The sequence below is a fragment of the Eoetvoesiella sp. genome (assembly GCF_035555955.1).
In the GTDB taxonomy this organism is placed as follows: domain Bacteria; phylum Pseudomonadota; class Gammaproteobacteria; order Burkholderiales; family Burkholderiaceae_B; genus Eoetvoesia.
The window spans coordinates 45568-60604 of sequence record NZ_DATMGA010000033.1 but is presented as its reverse complement, the minus strand read 5'-3'; the positions used below and the strand labels follow the sequence as shown (position 1 = coordinate 60604).

The window sequence follows — 15037 nt, the reverse complement described above, 5'->3', positions numbered from 1 at the left end:
CGAGAACACGGTTTTCGGCCCGTTCCATGTCGACGGCGCGCCCGAGTTCCCCATGGGCGCCAACATCACCCTGGACGGCAAGGGAGAAAGCTGTCTGTTCGAGGGCCGCATCCTCGACCTGCAGGGCAACCCCATTAAAGGCGCGCGGCTCGACGTGTGGTCGGACAATGCCGAAGGCTATTACGACGTGCAGCAGCCCGGCGTCCAGCCCAAATGGAACAACCGCGGCATCTTCACCACCGAAGCGGACGGCAAGTACAGCTTCATCGGCATCAAGCCCGTGTCCTACCCTATTCCCGACGACGGCCCCGTAGGCCAGATGCTGGCCGCCCTGGGGCGCCACCCCTATCGTCCGGCCCATATGCACTTCCTCATCACCGCTCCCGGCTACCAGAAACTGGTCACCCATACCTTCGACGGCGACGACTTCTACATCACCTCGGACACCGTGTTCGGCGTCAAGCAGACCCTCGTCGCGCCCTTCGAAAAAGTCGAAAATGGCGAAACCCTTTGGCGCTCGCACTTCGACTTCGTGCTCACGCCGGTGGGCGACAAGCAATAAGCAGCCAGGCAACAGCCCCGCCGGACATATTCGCGTACACTTCCCGCATGTTACGCATCGACAATCTTGGCAAGCGCTACGGCGATCATCCGGTCTTCCAGGGGCTGACCCAAACCTTCCAGCCCGGGTGCTACGCGCTGTGCGAAGAAGACAGCACCGGCAAATCCAGCCTGCTGGCCATCATCGCCGGCGCGCTTGCGCCCGATGAAGGGGACGTCTGGATAGACGGGCATTCATTGGCCCGCGAACCGCAACAAGCCAAGGCCCGCCTGGCCTACGTGCCCGACAACTGCATGGCGTTCCCCATGCTGACGGGACGCCAACTGCTTGAACGAGTGACTGAGGAAAAGAACACGGCGGTGGACGACGCCGTGCTCGATCTGGCGTACCGACTGGATCTGGAGCCGCACCTGGACAAACGCTTCGAGCAAATGTCGACCGGCATGCGCCGCAAGGTCTTCCTGACGGCCGCCGCCCTGGGCGACCCAGCCGTCGTCATCGCGGACGGCCCCAGCAACGGGCTCGATTCACCAGCCTGCGCCGTATTGGCCGAACTGTTCAAAACCTGGTCCCGGGACCGGGTCGTGCTGTTCGCCAGCTACGACCCGGAACTGGTGCAAGCCTGCTCGGCGCGCGCGATCAAGGTTGCGGAGTTGCGCTAGGCGAAACCGCGGCACCGCAGTCGGGGAGACTGGTTCCGTGACGCTGAGCGCTTGGAAATAAAAAACCCGCAATGTAATTAAACATGCGGGTTTCTATGTTGTTCCTGGCGGACAAGGGGGGATTCGAACCCCCGATACGCTATTCACGTATACACGCTTTCCAGGCGTGCGCCTTCAACCACTCGGCCACCTGTCCTGACCGCTTTTGTGCAAAGACACAAAGCGAAGTCCGCCATTCTAACAGAAATGGCGGGTTTTGTATTTCTGCAAGCCTCCCGGCAGAGAAACCTTCAATCGATGTGCCGCAGCCCCACCAGGCGTTCGACGTAGCGCGCGATCATGTCGATTTCCAGGTTGACCGGCGAGCCGGCCTGCAAATTCTTCAGGGTCGTGACCTGCACGGTATGAGGGATGAGGTTGATGCGGATTTCGCAGCCGTTGTCATCGTCGTCCACTTGGTTGACGGTAAGGCTTACGCCGTTGACTGTGATGGAGCCTTTGTAGGTCAGGTATTTGGCAAGGTTGCGCGGGATGTGGATGCGCAGGTCCCAGGACTCGCCCACAGGCTCAAAGCGCGTAACAGAGCCCATGCCGTCCACGTGGCCGGAAACCAGGTGGCCGTCCAGGGAATCGCCCAGCCGCAAGGCGTGTTCCAGGTTGACCGCGCCCTTGGCATCCAGGCCGGTCGTGCAATTGAGGCTTTCGCGCGAGACATCCACCTTGAAGGTGTCGCCGGAAAATTCCACGACCGTCATGCAGGCGCCCTGTATGGCGATGGAGTCGCCCAGCCTGGTGGACTCCAGGGGAAAATCGGGCGCCTGTATGGCAAGGCGCACGCCGGCATCCTCGCTGCCATTGCGCAGCGGCGATACATCCACGATTTCGCCAACGGCGGCGACAATTCCTGTAAACATAATCGATCTCTTCCAACAGTAATACTGAAAACTGAAAACCGTAATCCGGCACGGTTCGGGACTAGCCGGCCTCGACCGAGCGCAGCAACTCTTGCCAGCGCGCCGCCACACGCGCCCGCAAGCGTATGTCCTCGCCGATTGCGCGGGTTTCGAAGAATTCGAAACGCAACGCCTGATCCAGCGCGTGCAGCGCGGGCAAGCCATACATGCCCATGCCGGGGCCAAGCACCATGGGCGCCAGGTAAACCAGCAATTCATCGACGCAGCCCGACGCCAGAAGGGCGCCGCCCATTCGCTTGCCCGCCTCGGCATGCACTTCGTTGATGTCGTGCCGGCCCATCCAGCGCATGACCGCCTGCAGATCGACGCGCCCCCTCCCGGTGGCGGGCATGACGATGACCTCGGCGTTGCGGTCGGCCAACCTGGCCGCTTTGTCCGCATCGTCGTTGCAGGTGAACACCCAGGTTTTCGTGCCGTCCAGCAAACGCGCGTCCGCATCGATTTCGAGGCGGGTGTCGATGACGGCCTTGATGGGCGGGCGCGGCGTTTCCACCTCGCGCACATTCAATTGGGGATTGTCGATGCGCACCGTGCCCGAGCCGGTAAGCACCACGCAGCTGCGTGCCCGCCAATGATGGCCGTCGGCCCTGGCCGGCGCACCGGTAATCCATTGCGACACGCCATTCTGCAAGGCGGTCTGCCCGTCCAGCGAGGCGGCGGACTTGAGCCACAGCCAGGGGGTGCCGCGCGTCATGCGCGCCACGAACCCCGGATTCACGGCCAGGGCCTGCTCGGCGCATACCGATGTGGTCACCGCGATGCCGGCCGCCCGCAGGCGCGCGATGCCCTGCCCCGCGACCAGCGGGTTTGGGTCTTGCATGGCCACCACCACGCGGGCCGGCCTGGCCTTGACCAGGGCATCGGCGCAAGGCGGCGTACGGCCGTAATGGCTGCAAGGCTCCAGCGTGACGTAGAACGTGGCCCCCGCCACATCAAGCCCCCGCTCTTGCGCCTGGCGCAAGGCCATGACTTCGGCATGGGGGCCGCCTGCCTGTTGCGTGGCGCCCGAGGCCAGCAGCTTCCCGTCCTTGACGATCAGGCAGGCCACGCGCGGATTGGGGGCGGTAATGTAAAGCGATTCGTAGCTCAGCGCTATGGCCTGGCGCATCCAGCGCTGGTCCTCATCGACCGCCGAACCCGGGTAGGGAGAAGAAAGTACGCCCACCGATCAGCCCCGCCTGCCCTTGGGTTTTTCCGGTACGGTGATTTCGTCGATGGCCTTCACGAATTCGCCGATGTCCTCGAAGCTTTTGTAGACCGAGGCAAAACGCACATACGCCACCTGGTCGAGCTTGCGCAGCTCTTCCATGACCAGCTCGCCAAGGTAGTCGGAATTGACTTCGCGCCGCCCGCTGACCAGCAGCTTTTCCTCGATGCGGGCCACCGCCGCATCGACTTCTTCGGTGCTGACCGGGCGCTTGCGCAGCGCCAGCTTCAGGCTTCCGTGCAGCTTGCCCTGGTCGAACTCGACGCGCGTGCCGTTGCGCTTTACCACCGCCGGCATGACCAGCTCGGCGCGCTCGTAGGTGGTAAAACGCCGGTCGCAGGCGGTACAGCGCCTGCGCCGGCGGATGGCGTCGCCCTCTTCGGAGACCCGGGAGTCAATGACCTGAGTATCGGGATTGCTGCAGAATGGGCATTTCATATGGGCTGCCAACCCCCCTTGCAGAGGGTTGCCTGTGTCAGCGGTAGACTGGCAGACGCGCCGTAAGCTCGTGAACGCGAGCCCGTACGTCGGCAATGGCGGTCTCGCTGCCGGGATTGTCGAGCACGTCGGCAATGAGGTGGCCGGTGAGCCTGGCGTCGTCTTCGGTGAAGCCGCGCGTCGTCATGGCCGGCGTGCCCAGGCGGATGCCGCTGGTCACGAAGGGCTTTTCCGGGTCGTTGGGAATGGCGTTTTTATTGACGGTGATGTGCGCCTGGCCCAGAGCGGCCTCGGCCGCCTTGCCGGTAAGGCCTTTGGGCCGCAGGTCGACCAGCATGACGTGGCTTTCGGTGCGCCCCGACACGATGCGCAAACCGCGCTCGACCAGCGTGCGCGCCAGCATGTCGGCGTTCTTGACGACCTGGGCGGCGTAGGCCTTGAATTCGGGAGCCAGCGCTTCCTTGAAGGCCACGGCCTTGCCGGCAATGACGTGCATGAGCGGGCCGCCCTGGATGCCGGGGAAAATGGCGGAGTTGACCGCCTTTTCGAATTCGGCCTTCATCATGATGACGCCACCGCGCGGACCGCGCAGCGACTTGTGCGTGGTGGAAGTGACGAAGTCGGCATGCGGCACGGGGTTGGGATACACGCCGCCGGCGACCAGGCCGGCATAGTGGGCGATGTCCACCATGAACAGCGCGCCGTTGTCGTGCGCGATGCTGGCCATGCGTTCGAAATCGATGCGCAGCGAGTAGGCCGACGCGCCGCCCACGATGAGCTTGGGCTTGTGTTCTTTGGTAAGGCGTTCGAGCTGCTCGTAATCGATGGCTTCGTCGGCATTCAGGCCGTAGGACAGGAAGTTGTACAGCTTGCCCGAGGCATTGACCGGCGAGCCGTGGGTAAGATGGCCGCCTTCGGCCAGGCTCATGCCCAGGACGGTATCGCCCGGCTTGAGCACCGCCATGTACACGCCCTGATTGGCCTGCGAGCCCGAATTGGGCTGCACATTGGCCGCCTCGGCGCCGAATAGCTGCTTCAGGCGGTCGATGGCCAACTGCTCGACCACGTCCACGTACTCGCAGCCGCCGTAGTAGCGCTTGCCCGGATAGCCCTCGGCATACTTGTTGGTAAGCTGGGTGCCCTGCGCCTGCATGACGGCGGGGCTGGTGTAGTTTTCCGAGGCGATCAGTTCAATATGCTGTTCCTGGCGGACGTTTTCCTTTTGGATCGCGGCCCATACTTCGGGATCGGCTTGGTCGAGTGTGCGTGAACGGTCAAACATGAAGCTTCCTAGAGATTGGTACAGCGGATAAGATAGCCGGCATTTTACCGCGAATGTCGCGCAGGCCCGTGGATATGGCCGGCAATAGCATGCAAAAGGCCGAATTTCGCAAGAAATCCGGCCTATCGCGCAGCGCGTTTCAAGTTAGCATGCGCAAAACTCATATTGACCGCGGGCTCGCCACGCCCGCGCGCAACGGCGGCATCAGGCTTTCAGCAGCCGGGGGTTCAGCGTATACCAGCCCATGATGGAGGACTGCTCGAGGACATGGCCTTGAATGGCCTTGAGCACGTCTTCGGCATTGAAGGCGCCATCGACCGGAACCCGGGCGATGTCCAGCGCATACAGCGTGAAGATATAGCGGTGCTGGATGGCGTCGTTCCAGGGCGGGCAGGGGCCGTCGTAGCCGAAATAATCGCCCTTCATGTCGTGGTCGCCGGCGAACCAGGCGGTATAGCCATTGATGCCCTGGCGCGTGCCGTTGGCCGCGCTTGGCCCCGGCTTGCCGCGCGGGGTCACGTCGTTGGAATAGGCGCCTTCGGCGATCTGGGAAACCGTGGGAGCGATATCGACGAGCACCCAGTGGTAGAAGTCCACACGGGGCAGGTCGGCGGGCACTTCGCGCCCTTCCTGGTTGACGTCGTCGGGACGGCTGGGCACATCGGGATCGTGGCAGATAAGCGCGAACGACTGCGTGCCCGCGGGCGCGTCGGCCCAGGCCAATTGAGGGTTGGCATTGCCCGCCAGGGCCACGTGCGATGCCGCGTCGACCTTCCCGAAGGCGTTGCGCTCGGGAATGCGCGCCTGATCCTGGAATGAAGTGCTGGAAAGCTTCATAAGACCTCCTAAGCTAGTCCGTTAACAAAGCAATGAATGCAAGTGGCAGCTACGCATTGAGCGTAACGCGGGCGAACTTGCGCTTGCCCACCTGAACCACATACGTGCCGGCCTGCAGCTGCAGGCCTTTGTCTTCGATGCGGTCGCCGTCGATGCGCACGCCGCGCTGCTCGATGTTGCGTTGCGCCTCGGAGGCCGACGCCACCAGGCCGGCCTCGCGCAGCACCTTGAGTATGCCCATGGGCGCGGCGCCTATCTGCACCTCGGGCATGTCCTCGGGAATGATGCCGTCGCGGAACCGCGCCTCGAAGCGGGCCAGCGCATCGTGCGCGTCCTGCTGCGAATGGAAGCGGGCGACGATTTCCTGGGCCAGCAGCACCTTGGTGTCACGCGGGTTGGCCCCGTCGCGAACCTGCTTCTGCAGCAAGGCGATCTCGTCCATAGAGCGGAAAGACAGCAGTTCGTAATAGCGCCACATCAGCGTGTCGGAAATCGACATGATCTTGCCGAACATGGAGTCGGGCGTTTCGGAAATGCCGATGTAATTGCCCTTGGACTTGGACATCTTATCGACGCCGTCGATGCCCTCGAGCAAAGGCATGGTCAGGATGCACTGCGGCTCCTGACCGTATTCTTTTTGCAGTTCGCGCCCCACCAGCAGATTGAATTTTTGATCGGTGCCGCCCAGTTCGAGGTCGGCCTTCAAGGCCACGGAATCGTAGCCCTGCATAAGCGGATACAGGAACTCGTGCACCGAAATGGGCACGCCGCCCTTGAACCGGCGCGTAAAGTCGTCGCGCTCCATCATGCGCGCCACGGTGTAGCGCGACGCCAGTTGGATGAGACCCCGCGCGCCCAGGGGATCGCACCATTCGGAGTTGTAGCGGATTTCGGTTTTGGACGGATCCAGCACCAGGCTGGCCTGGGCGTAATAGGTCTTGGCGTTTTCCTGGATTTGTTCGGCCGTAAGCGGCGGCCGCGTAACGTTGCGCCCGCTGGGGTCGCCGATCATGGAGGTAAAGTCGCCGATCAGGAAAATGACGGTATGCCCGAGGTCTTGCAACTGCCGCATTTTGTTGAGCACCACGGTATGGCCCAGGTGGATGTCGGGCGCGGTGGGATCCAGCCCCAGCTTGATGCGCAGCGGCTGCCCCGTTGCGCGGCTGCGCGCCAGCTTGCGGGCGAACTCGGACTCAACCAGCAATTCGTCGCATCCTCGCTTAACAACACGCAAATCGGCTTCAACTTCAGGCGTAATGACAACTTCGGAGGGCGACATATGAAAACCGTTATGCTAAAGAGATGAATTTAATGGGTAGAAAAGCCAAAAAAGACTCGAAAAACCCGCACTATTGCGTTAGGATTACGAGTTAAGGCCACACTGATTGTTACAGAATTGTAAACAGCCAGCTGTGTTGTAGACAAACGGCTGTGTGCAAACAAACGGCTGTGCCTTGGCTTGACGCAACACAATCTTATCAGAGTGTCTGGGTCGGGCAATCTTCTGTCGCCATGAATGATCATGATCGCAATCATTCAAGGCGAGTCCTTCAACAGAAAACGACCCACAGGCTTTAGTTCAATGCTTAAAAAAGGGACACCTACCGCAACCTCCCTCGTCAATCCGCAAGCCCGTCCCCGCAAACACCACTATTTTACAAATGGCCTGGTGTTCATGGCATTCGGGCTTTTCGCCACCGCCGCCGCGCTGGCTGTCGTCAAACCCAGCGCCCCGCCCCCGCCGGTGTATCAGGCGCACCAAAGCCTGGCCTTGCCCGCGCTGCTCCCCGCAAGAGTCGCTCAGACGCAGTTCTCGGCGCCGTTCGTCGACGAAACCCGGATCCGGCCCGGCGACACGCTGGCAGCGGTATTGCAGCGCCTGAACATCCACGAAGACAAGCTGCTGCCTTTTCTCGTGCACGACAAAGACGCGCGCTCCATCTACAAACTATACCCGGGCCGCAGCGTGCAGGCCGCCCTGGACGAAAACGGCGACCTCGCCTGGCTGCGCTACTACCATACGCCCGGCACGACGGACAACGGCGGCTTCGTCTCCAAATGGCTTGAAATCACGCCAACGGGCGATGGGGGCTACACCGCCGCCGAACATAGCCAGGCCACCGATACGCAAATCCGCATGGGCGAAGGCGAAATCGCATCGTCGCTGTTCGGGGCCACAGACGCCGCCGGCATTCCCGACGCCATCACCCAGCAAATGGCCAACATCATGGCCAGCAAGATCGACTTCATGCAGGATCTGCGCAAAGGCGACCAGTTCCGCGTCATCTACGAAACCCACGCGCACGCGGGCAAGGACGTCGGCTCGGGGCGGGTCCTGGCCATGGAATTCGTCAACCAGGGCAAGACCTATACCGCCGTCTGGTTCAAACCCAAGAACGGCGCGGGCGGCTATTACGATTTCTCCGGCAGCAGCCTGAAAGGCGCATTTCTGCGCACGGCGCTGCAATTCACCCGCATCAGCTCCACCTTCGGCATGCGCAAGCACCCCATACACGGCGTCTGGAAGGGCCACCAGGGCGTCGACTATGCAGCGCCCCGGGGCACCCCCATACACGCCACCGCCGACGGCACGGTCGAGTTCATCGGCCAGCAAAACGGCTATGGCAACGTCATCATCCTCAAGCACTACAACAAGATCACCACGCTGTATGCGCACCAAAGCCGCTTTGCGCCCGGCCTGAAAAAGGGCGATACCGTCGAGCAAGGCCAGCTCATCGGCTATGTCGGCGCCACCGGCTGGGCCACGGGCCCGCATCTGCATTACGAATTCCGCATCGCCGACAGGCCGGTCGACCCTCTTTCGGTCGATCTGCCGGTGGCGCGTGCGCTGGAAGGCGCCGATCGCCAGGCCTTCAACGACCAGGTCGGCAGCTACGAGCAAGACATCCGCATGCTGGCCAGCCTGCAAGCCGACCACGTCCAACTGGCCAGCCGCTAAGGCTGTCCGGCGGCACCGTCCATGGCCCGCTCTGCACTGTATATCGGTCTCATGTCGGGCACCAGCATCGACGGCGTCGATGCGGTTCTGGCCGATTTTTCCCCAGCCGTGCCGCGCATCGTCGCGCAGGCCTCGCTCTGCATGCCGCCGGCGCTGCGCCAGGAATTCCTGGCCCTGAACCAGCCTGGAGACAACGAACTGGCGCGCGCCGCATTGGCCGGCAATGAACTGAGCCGGCTCTACGCCAAGGCCTGCCATCAATTGCTGGACGAGGCGGGCGCCGCCCCCGAAGACATCGCCGCCATCGGCGCGCACGGCCAGACGGTTCGCCACGACCCGGCCCAAGGCTACACCCTGCAGCTCAACGCTCCCGCCCTGCTGGCCGAGCTTACCGGAATCGCCGTGATCGCCGATTTTCGTACGCGCGACGTGGCCGCGGGCGGCCAGGGGGCGCCGCTGGTGCCGGGGTTTCACCAGGCCGTGTTCAGCGGCCGGCAGCCCCGCGCCGTGCTGAATCTTGGCGGCATGGGCAATGTCACGCTGCTGAACCCGGGCCGTGACGTGCGCGGTTTCGACACCGGGCCCGCCAATGTCCTGCTGGATCTTTGGTGTAAAAAACATACCGGCCGCGACTACGACGACATGGGCAGCTGGGCTGCCGGCGGCCAACGCATTCCCGCCCTGCTCGACGCCCTGCTGGACGAACCCTGGCTTGCCTTGCCGCCCCCCAAGTCCACGGGACGCGACCTGTTCAACGAATCATGGCTGAATCAAAAACTGGCGCCGTTCGCCGCCATGGCGCCGTCGGCCCGCGACGTGCAGGCAACCTTGCAAAGCTTTACCGTAAACACCGTGGCGCGCGCCATCGAGACCTGGGCGCCCGAAACCCGGGACATGCTGGTTTGCGGGGGGGGAGCAAAGAATTCAGGCCTGATGAGCGAACTGGAGCATGCCTTGCAGCGCCCCGTGCGCTCGACCGCGGATGCCGGCATTGCGCCGCAGCTTGTCGAGGCTCTGGCATTTGCCTGGCTGGCCTGGGCTTACGAGCACGGCCTCCCGGCGGGCCTGCCCTCGGTTACCGGCGCACGCCACCCAAGCGTGCTTGGCTGCAAATATCCGGCTTGAAAAATAAAATTCCCGCACGCGGCGGCTGCGTGCGACGACGCCCCTTGCCTGGCCGGTCGAAGCGGGCTTGAATCAGGCGGTAAACGACGACCCGCAGCCGCAGGTGGATGTGGCGTTGGGATTACGGATGACGAACTGGGAACCTTCGATGTCGTCCTTGTAGTCGATTTCGGCGCCGAACAGGTACTGGAAGCTCATGGGGTCGACCAGCAGTTGCACACCTTCTTTGTCGATGGTGGTGTCGTCGTCGTTGATGACTTCGTCGAACGTGAACCCGTACTGAAACCCGGAACATCCCCCACCCTGCACGAAAACGCGCAGCTTGAGGTCGGGGTTGCCCTCTTCGGCCAGCAAATCCTTGACCTTGGCCGCCGCCGCATCGGTGAACACCAGCGCGGGAGGCGGAACTTGCAGATCGACGGATTCTGTCAGTGTAGTCATTTGGTACTCCAGGCAATATTGAATTGCGCAATAAAAAACAAAGGCTGACCCAGACTGCGGCGCCGGGTCAGTGGGCGGCGGCCAGATTGACCGTGCGCGATGCGCGCACCGTTTCGCCCTCGAGGATATTGAGCGTAACGGCCTTGGGGATAAACCCCGGCGGGATGCTCAATACCCCTTCGCCGCGCTGGAACTGGTCGAAACTTAGCACCAGCTTTGCCGTATTGGCCGCGCCGCCGTCCAGGGAAGCGTTCTCGGCCAAAGCGGGATGCAAGCTTATTTTAACCGTTTTACCCTTTTCCGAACCATTTGCCACAAATTCCATAAGGCCATTGAAGGTTTCATCGCCGGGCGCATTACGCATCAGCAGCACTTTGTAATACAAAGTGGGGCCGCGCTGCTCGATATCAAGGGCGCGGATGCTGATGGACCCATTGGGCCCGGCCGGCAGCAACTGGTTGTAGAACGCCAGTTGGTCACGCGCCCGGCCAAGGTCCTGCTGGGTCGCCTGCAGCGTGGCCTCCAGGCTTTTGCGCGTGCTTTCCTCCACCGCCAGTTGGCCCTGCAAGGCATCGGCCCGCATCATGGCGGAGTTCAGGTCGTACAAATGCTGCGCCAGCACGGTTTCGTACTGCTTCTTGAGATCGGCCAGGCGCTGGACGTTGTCGTCAAGCCCATAATGCGTTCCGGCATAGCCAAGCGCCAGGCCGATGCACAAGGCAGTCGCCAGGCCTGCCCACGGCCGGCCGCGCCGCGCCGAGCCGGCCTTGGCGGGTTCAGCCTGGGGCAATGCCCCGGCGCCGTCGGGGGTGTCTTTTTCATTCATCCCTGACTGACCCCGTCAACGGCCCGGAAGTTCAGGCCCAGTGTGTAAGTCAATGTGTGCTGCAGTGATGTCAGGGCAGCACGGCAACATGCCGCAAGCCGGTTTCCTCGGGCAGGCCGAACATGAGGTTCATGTTCTGCACAGCCTGGCCCGCCGCCCCTTTCACGAGGTTGTCCTGCACGACCAGGATGACGAGCTGGTCGCCGCCGCCCGGGCGGTGAACGGCGATGCGCAAATGGTTGGAACCGCGCACCGAACGAGTTTCGGGCTGGCTGCCCGGCGGCATGACGTCGACGAAGGTTTCGTTGGCATAACGCTTTTCGTACAGGGCCTGGAAGTCGGTGTCCATGGCTTCAGGCAAGATACGCGCGTACAGCGTCGAGAACATGCCGCGGATCATGGGCACCAGGTGCGGCACGAAAGTCAGGCCCACGGGCCCGCCGGCCAGCGTAGCCAGTTGTTCGCAGACCTCGGGCTGGTGGCGGTGCCCGGCCACTCCGTAGGCCTTGAAGTTGTCGCTGGCCTCGGAGAACAGCGTGCCGACCTCGGCCTTGCGGCCCGCGCCCGAAACCCCCGATTTGGAGTCGGCGATAATGTGCCCCACATCGACCAGCCTGAGGCCGTTTTCGATGAGCGGCAGCAAGCCCAGGATGACGGTTGTCGGGTAGCAACCAGGATTGCCCACCACCTGCGCCTTGGCGATTTTGGCGCGATTGACTTCGACCAGGCCGTATACGGACTCGGCCAGCACCTCGGGGCAGGAATGCGGCATTTTGTACCATTTTTCGAACACGGCGGTGTCCTGCAGACGGAAGTCCGCGGCCAGGTCGATGAGGCGCACGCCTTTTGCCAGCAACTCCTTGGCCTGGCTCATGGCCACCCCATGCGGCGTGGCGAAGAACACGACGTCGCATTGATCCAGCCCCGCTTTTTCGGGCGTTTCGAAGCGCAAATCGACGTAGCCGCGCAGGTTCGGGAACATGTCGGCCACCGGCATGCCGTCTTCCTTGCGGGAAGTAATGGCCTGGAGGTCGACATTGGGGTGCTGGGCCAGCAGGCGCAAGAGTTCGACGCCGGTATAACCGGTGCCGCCGACGATGCCCACTTTGATCCGGGATGCTGCCGCGGTCATGATGATGTCCTGAAAAAACGTGAAATGAATCGACTGGCTGCCGCCGCCTGAAACGCCGCCAGGCTTGGGACGCGCCACGAGTTCAAGTTTACCAGCAAGGCAAACCTGCGGCTGCGGGCTGCAATGCAAAAACCCCGGCGCACCGGGGTTTTTGACGTCGCACAGGGCCGGCGGCCCTGCCGTGCAGCGGAATTAACGCTTGCTGAACTGCTTGCGGCGACGCGCCTTGTGGAAACCGACTTTCTTACGTTCGACTTCGCGGGCGTCGCGGGTTACCAGACCCGCTTGCTTGAGCGGAGACTTGAGCGTTTCATCGTAGTCGATGAGCGCGCGGGTAATACCGTGGCGCACTGCGCCGGCCTGGCCGCTTTCGCCGCCGCCGTGCACATTGATGTGAAAGTCGAAGGACTCGAGGTGGCCGGTCAGCTCAAGGGGCTGACGGACGACCATGCGTCCGGTTTCGCGAGCAAAGTATTCATCGACAGGCTTGCCGTTGACCACGATTTTGCCCGAACCTTTTTTCAAGAACACGCGAGCCACCGAGGTTTTGCGGCGGCCGGTTCCATAGTTCCAATTACCGATCATGACCTGTCCTTAGATTTCCAGCGGTTTAGGCTGTTGAGCCGAATGAGGATGCTCGGCGCCAGCGTAAACCTTGAGTTTCTTGGCCATGGCATAGCCCAGCGGGCCCTTGGGCAGCATGCCCTTGACGGCTTTCTGCAGGGCACGGCCGGGAAAACGCTGTTGCATTTTCTCGAATGTGGTTTCGGTGATACCGCCGGGGTAGCCCGAGTGACGGTAGTAACGCTTGTCTTGCGCCTTGTTGCCGGTAACGACGATTTCGGCGGCGTTGATAATGACGATGTAATCGCCGGTGTCAACGTGAGGCGTGAATTCTGGCTTGTGCTTGCCACGCAGGCGGCGTGCGACTTCGCTGGCCACACGACCGAGGACTTTGCCCTTGGCGTCAATCACGTACCAGTCACGTTTGACTTCATGCGGCTTGGCCACAAAGGTCTTCATGATGGTGTTCCTAATTAATGAATTACAGGGCCAAACGGATTTTGGCCCGCCTTCTCCAAGCGGCTTCGCCTAAGCGTTGTAACTCGCCCGTGCAAAGCCAGGAATTGGAAAAGCCCTCTATATTAGCATAAGTTGTTGTTTTTTCAAGCGCCGGGGGCAAAACGCCTTACTGCCCGGCAATCGCCATCTGCTCGATCAGGATGGAACCCGACGACTTGGAGCCGCGGTTGATGACGTCGGCGCCCACGGCGACGATTTGCCTGAACATGTCGGCCAGGTTGCCGGCGATGGTGACTTCCTGCACGGCGTGCTGGATTTCACCGTTCTTGACCCAATAGCCGAACGCCCCGCGCGAGTAATCGCCGGTAACGTAGTTGACGCCCTGCCCGATGAGCTCGGTAACCAGGAAGCCCGTGCCCATTTTGCGCAGCATGGCTCGAAAGTCGTCGCCGGGCTGCGTAAGCCGCGAGACCAGACTGAGGTTGTGCGAGCCGCCCGCGTTGCCGGTGGTGCGCATATTGAGCTTGCGCGCGGTGTACGTGGACAGGAAATAGCCCTGCAAGACACCGTCCTGCACGACATCGCGCGCCTGTGTGCGCACGCCTTCGTCGTCGAAGGCCGAGCTGCCCATGGCGCCCGCGACCAATGGGTCTTCGGCGACCTGGATATGGCCGGCCAAAACCGGCTTGCCCAGCGAATCGATGAGAAAGCTGGCCTTGCGGTACAACGCGCCGCCGCTGGTCGCCTGCACCAGGGCGCCCAGCAGGCCCAGGGCTAGCGGGGCCTCGAACAATACGGGGAAGCGCCCGGTTTTTATGCGGCGCGCCGAAAGGCGGGCCAGGGTGCGCTCGGCGGCGTAGCGCCCCACCTTGCCCGCATCGGCCAGGCGGCTGGCCTGGCGATCGGCCGTATACCAGTAGTCGCGCTGCATGGACGCGCCGCGCCCGGCAATGGGCGCGACCGACAGCGAATGCCGCGAATAGGGATAGCCCGCCAGGAAGCCCCGGCTATTGCCCAGGACGAAATGGCCCTCGAAGGTGCTGACCGAAGCGCCGTCGGTATTGGTGATGAGAGGGCTGACGGCGCTGGCGGCCCGCTCGGCCTTGAGCGCCAGCCTGGCGGCCTGATCGGCATCGATTTCCCAGGGGTGATACAGTTGCAGGTCGGGGAACTCGGTGGCCAGGTCGGCGGCGTCGGGCAGCCCGGCGGCGGGATCTTCGGCCGTATAGCGGGCAATATGCCACGCCGCTTCGACGGTTTCACGCAGCGCCTGCGGCGAGAAATCGGAAGTCGAGGCCGAGCCGCGCTTCTGGCCGGCGAAAACCGTGACATCCAGCGAACGGTCGCGCGTCTGCTCGACCGTTTCGATGTCTTTGTTCCGCACCGAAACCGACAGTCCGGCGCTCTCGGAGACCTCGGCGGCGGCATCGCTGGCGCCCAGCGACCTGGCGTGCTTCAGGGCGTCCTGGACGAGTTCGCGGAATTGGGCCTGGTTTTCGGAAATGGGTAGGCGTAGGGAGGATTGTCGACTCATTGCTGCTCTTGTGAAGTTAGACGGTTATCATATCG

At 62.6% G+C, this 15037-nt stretch carries 16 protein-coding genes and 1 tRNA gene; 4 read left to right on the top strand and 13 right to left on the bottom strand.

What is annotated here, in order from left to right:
* A partial coding sequence (locus VNT00_RS09925) for a dioxygenase family protein (protein ID WP_491700829.1) occupies positions 1 to 562 on the top strand: 562 nt, incomplete at its 5' end.
* A 47-nt stretch (positions 563 to 609) separates the two neighbouring features.
* A complete protein-coding gene (locus VNT00_RS09920) occupies positions 610 to 1224 on the top strand; it encodes an ABC transporter ATP-binding protein (protein WP_325586974.1) in 615 nt (204 codons plus the stop codon).
* A gap of 105 nt (positions 1225 to 1329) precedes the next feature.
* Here the strand turns inward: VNT00_RS09920 and VNT00_RS09915 are convergent.
* From VNT00_RS09915 to tyrS, 7 genes are all read right to left on the bottom strand, one after another.
* Positions 1330 to 1420, bottom strand: a tRNA-Ser gene (locus tag VNT00_RS09915).
* A 94-nt stretch (positions 1421 to 1514) separates the two neighbouring features.
* Entirely contained in the window at positions 1515 to 2138 is a 624-nt protein-coding gene (locus VNT00_RS09910) for a riboflavin synthase (protein WP_325586972.1), read from the bottom strand.
* A gap of 61 nt (positions 2139 to 2199) precedes the next feature.
* On the bottom strand, positions 2200 to 3363 hold the full coding sequence (gene ribD, locus VNT00_RS09905; RefSeq protein WP_325586970.1) for a bifunctional diaminohydroxyphosphoribosylaminopyrimidine deaminase/5-amino-6-(5-phosphoribosylamino)uracil reductase RibD: 1164 nt from the start codon (positions 3361 to 3363) through the stop codon (positions 2200 to 2202).
* A gap of 3 nt (positions 3364 to 3366) precedes the next feature.
* On the bottom strand, positions 3367 to 3843 hold the full coding sequence (nrdR, locus tag VNT00_RS09900; protein WP_325586968.1) for a transcriptional regulator NrdR: 477 nt from the start codon (positions 3841 to 3843) through the stop codon (positions 3367 to 3369).
* A 37-nt stretch (positions 3844 to 3880) separates the two neighbouring features.
* The gene (gene glyA / locus VNT00_RS09895; RefSeq protein WP_325586966.1) at positions 3881 to 5125 is read right to left on the bottom strand and encodes a serine hydroxymethyltransferase; all 1245 of its coding nucleotides are present in this window, start codon (positions 5123 to 5125) and stop codon (positions 3881 to 3883) included.
* Positions 5126 to 5329: 204 nt separating this feature from the next.
* Positions 5330 to 5962: a YbhB/YbcL family Raf kinase inhibitor-like protein gene (locus VNT00_RS09890; protein ID WP_325586964.1), complete on the bottom strand. Its 633-nt coding sequence runs from the start codon at positions 5960 to 5962 to the stop codon at positions 5330 to 5332.
* 49 nt (positions 5963 to 6011) lie between these two features.
* Positions 6012 to 7241 carry a tyrosine--tRNA ligase gene (gene tyrS / locus VNT00_RS09885; protein ID WP_325586962.1) on the bottom strand — a complete coding sequence of 410 codons (1230 nt, stop codon included), beginning with the start codon at positions 7239 to 7241 and terminating at the stop codon, positions 6012 to 6014.
* Positions 7242 to 7544: 303 nt separating this feature from the next.
* Here tyrS and VNT00_RS09880 point away from each other — a divergent pair, with 303 nt between their 5' ends.
* Positions 7545 to 8921, top strand: a complete 1377-nt coding sequence (locus tag VNT00_RS09880) for a M23 family metallopeptidase (protein ID WP_414650920.1) — start codon at positions 7545 to 7547, stop codon at positions 8919 to 8921.
* A gap of 21 nt (positions 8922 to 8942) precedes the next feature.
* Positions 8943 to 10046 carry an anhydro-N-acetylmuramic acid kinase gene (locus VNT00_RS09875; protein WP_325586958.1) on the top strand — a complete coding sequence of 368 codons (1104 nt, stop codon included), beginning with the start codon at positions 8943 to 8945 and terminating at the stop codon, positions 10044 to 10046.
* Between the two features lie 72 nt (positions 10047 to 10118).
* Here VNT00_RS09875 and erpA read toward each other — a convergent pair whose 3' ends face one another.
* From erpA to pmbA, 6 genes are all read right to left on the bottom strand, one after another.
* Positions 10119 to 10487 (bottom strand): iron-sulfur cluster insertion protein ErpA, encoded by a 369-nt coding sequence (gene erpA / locus VNT00_RS09870; protein WP_325586956.1) that lies wholly within the window; start codon positions 10485 to 10487, stop codon positions 10119 to 10121.
* Positions 10488 to 10554: 67 nt separating this feature from the next.
* A complete protein-coding gene (locus VNT00_RS09865; RefSeq protein ID WP_325586954.1) occupies positions 10555 to 11313 on the bottom strand; it encodes a DUF6776 family protein in 759 nt (252 codons plus the stop codon).
* Positions 11314 to 11383: 70 nt separating this feature from the next.
* A complete protein-coding gene (gene argC / locus VNT00_RS09860; protein WP_414650919.1) occupies positions 11384 to 12445 on the bottom strand; it encodes an N-acetyl-gamma-glutamyl-phosphate reductase in 1062 nt (353 codons plus the stop codon).
* Between the two features lie 192 nt (positions 12446 to 12637).
* A complete protein-coding gene (gene rpsI, locus VNT00_RS09855; protein WP_325586952.1) occupies positions 12638 to 13030 on the bottom strand; it encodes a 30S ribosomal protein S9 in 393 nt (130 codons plus the stop codon).
* 9 nt (positions 13031 to 13039) lie between these two features.
* Positions 13040 to 13468 carry a 50S ribosomal protein L13 gene (gene rplM / locus VNT00_RS09850; RefSeq protein WP_325586950.1) on the bottom strand — a complete coding sequence of 143 codons (429 nt, stop codon included), beginning with the start codon at positions 13466 to 13468 and terminating at the stop codon, positions 13040 to 13042.
* A gap of 166 nt (positions 13469 to 13634) precedes the next feature.
* Positions 13635 to 15002 carry a metalloprotease PmbA gene (gene pmbA / locus VNT00_RS09845; RefSeq protein WP_325586948.1) on the bottom strand — a complete coding sequence of 456 codons (1368 nt, stop codon included), beginning with the start codon at positions 15000 to 15002 and terminating at the stop codon, positions 13635 to 13637.
* Positions 15003 to 15037 lie beyond the last annotated feature (35 nt).

What these genes read in the sequence shown, in the direction of transcription:
- VNT00_RS09920 (WP_325586974.1), top strand. Translation starts at nt 610, where the DNA reads ATGTTACGCATCGACAATCTTGGCAAGCGCTACGGCGATCATCCGGTC.
- VNT00_RS09910 (WP_325586972.1), bottom strand. Translation starts at nt 2,138, where the DNA reads ATGTTTACAGGAATTGTCGCCGCCGTTGGCGAAATCGTGGATGTATCG.
- nrdR (WP_325586968.1), bottom strand. Translation starts at nt 3,843, where the DNA reads ATGAAATGCCCATTCTGCAGCAATCCCGATACTCAGGTCATTGACTCC.
- glyA (WP_325586966.1), bottom strand. Translation starts at nt 5,125, where the DNA reads ATGTTTGACCGTTCACGCACACTCGACCAAGCCGATCCCGAAGTATGG.
- VNT00_RS09890 (WP_325586964.1), bottom strand. Translation starts at nt 5,962, where the DNA reads ATGAAGCTTTCCAGCACTTCATTCCAGGATCAGGCGCGCATTCCCGAG.
- tyrS (WP_325586962.1), bottom strand. Translation starts at nt 7,241, where the DNA reads ATGTCGCCCTCCGAAGTTGTCATTACGCCTGAAGTTGAAGCCGATTTG.
- VNT00_RS09880 (WP_414650920.1), top strand. Translation starts at nt 7,545, where the DNA reads ATGCTTAAAAAAGGGACACCTACCGCAACCTCCCTCGTCAATCCGCAA.
- VNT00_RS09875 (WP_325586958.1), top strand. Translation starts at nt 8,943, where the DNA reads ATGGCCCGCTCTGCACTGTATATCGGTCTCATGTCGGGCACCAGCATC.
- erpA (WP_325586956.1), bottom strand. Translation starts at nt 10,487, where the DNA reads ATGACTACACTGACAGAATCCGTCGATCTGCAAGTTCCGCCTCCCGCG.
- VNT00_RS09865 (WP_325586954.1), bottom strand. Translation starts at nt 11,313, where the DNA reads ATGAATGAAAAAGACACCCCCGACGGCGCCGGGGCATTGCCCCAGGCT.
- argC (WP_414650919.1), bottom strand. Translation starts at nt 12,445, where the DNA reads ATGACCGCGGCAGCATCCCGGATCAAAGTGGGCATCGTCGGCGGCACC.
- rpsI (WP_325586952.1), bottom strand. Translation starts at nt 13,030, where the DNA reads ATGATCGGTAATTGGAACTATGGAACCGGCCGCCGCAAAACCTCGGTG.
- rplM (WP_325586950.1), bottom strand. Translation starts at nt 13,468, where the DNA reads ATGAAGACCTTTGTGGCCAAGCCGCATGAAGTCAAACGTGACTGGTAC.
- pmbA (WP_325586948.1), bottom strand. Translation starts at nt 15,002, where the DNA reads ATGAGTCGACAATCCTCCCTACGCCTACCCATTTCCGAAAACCAGGCC.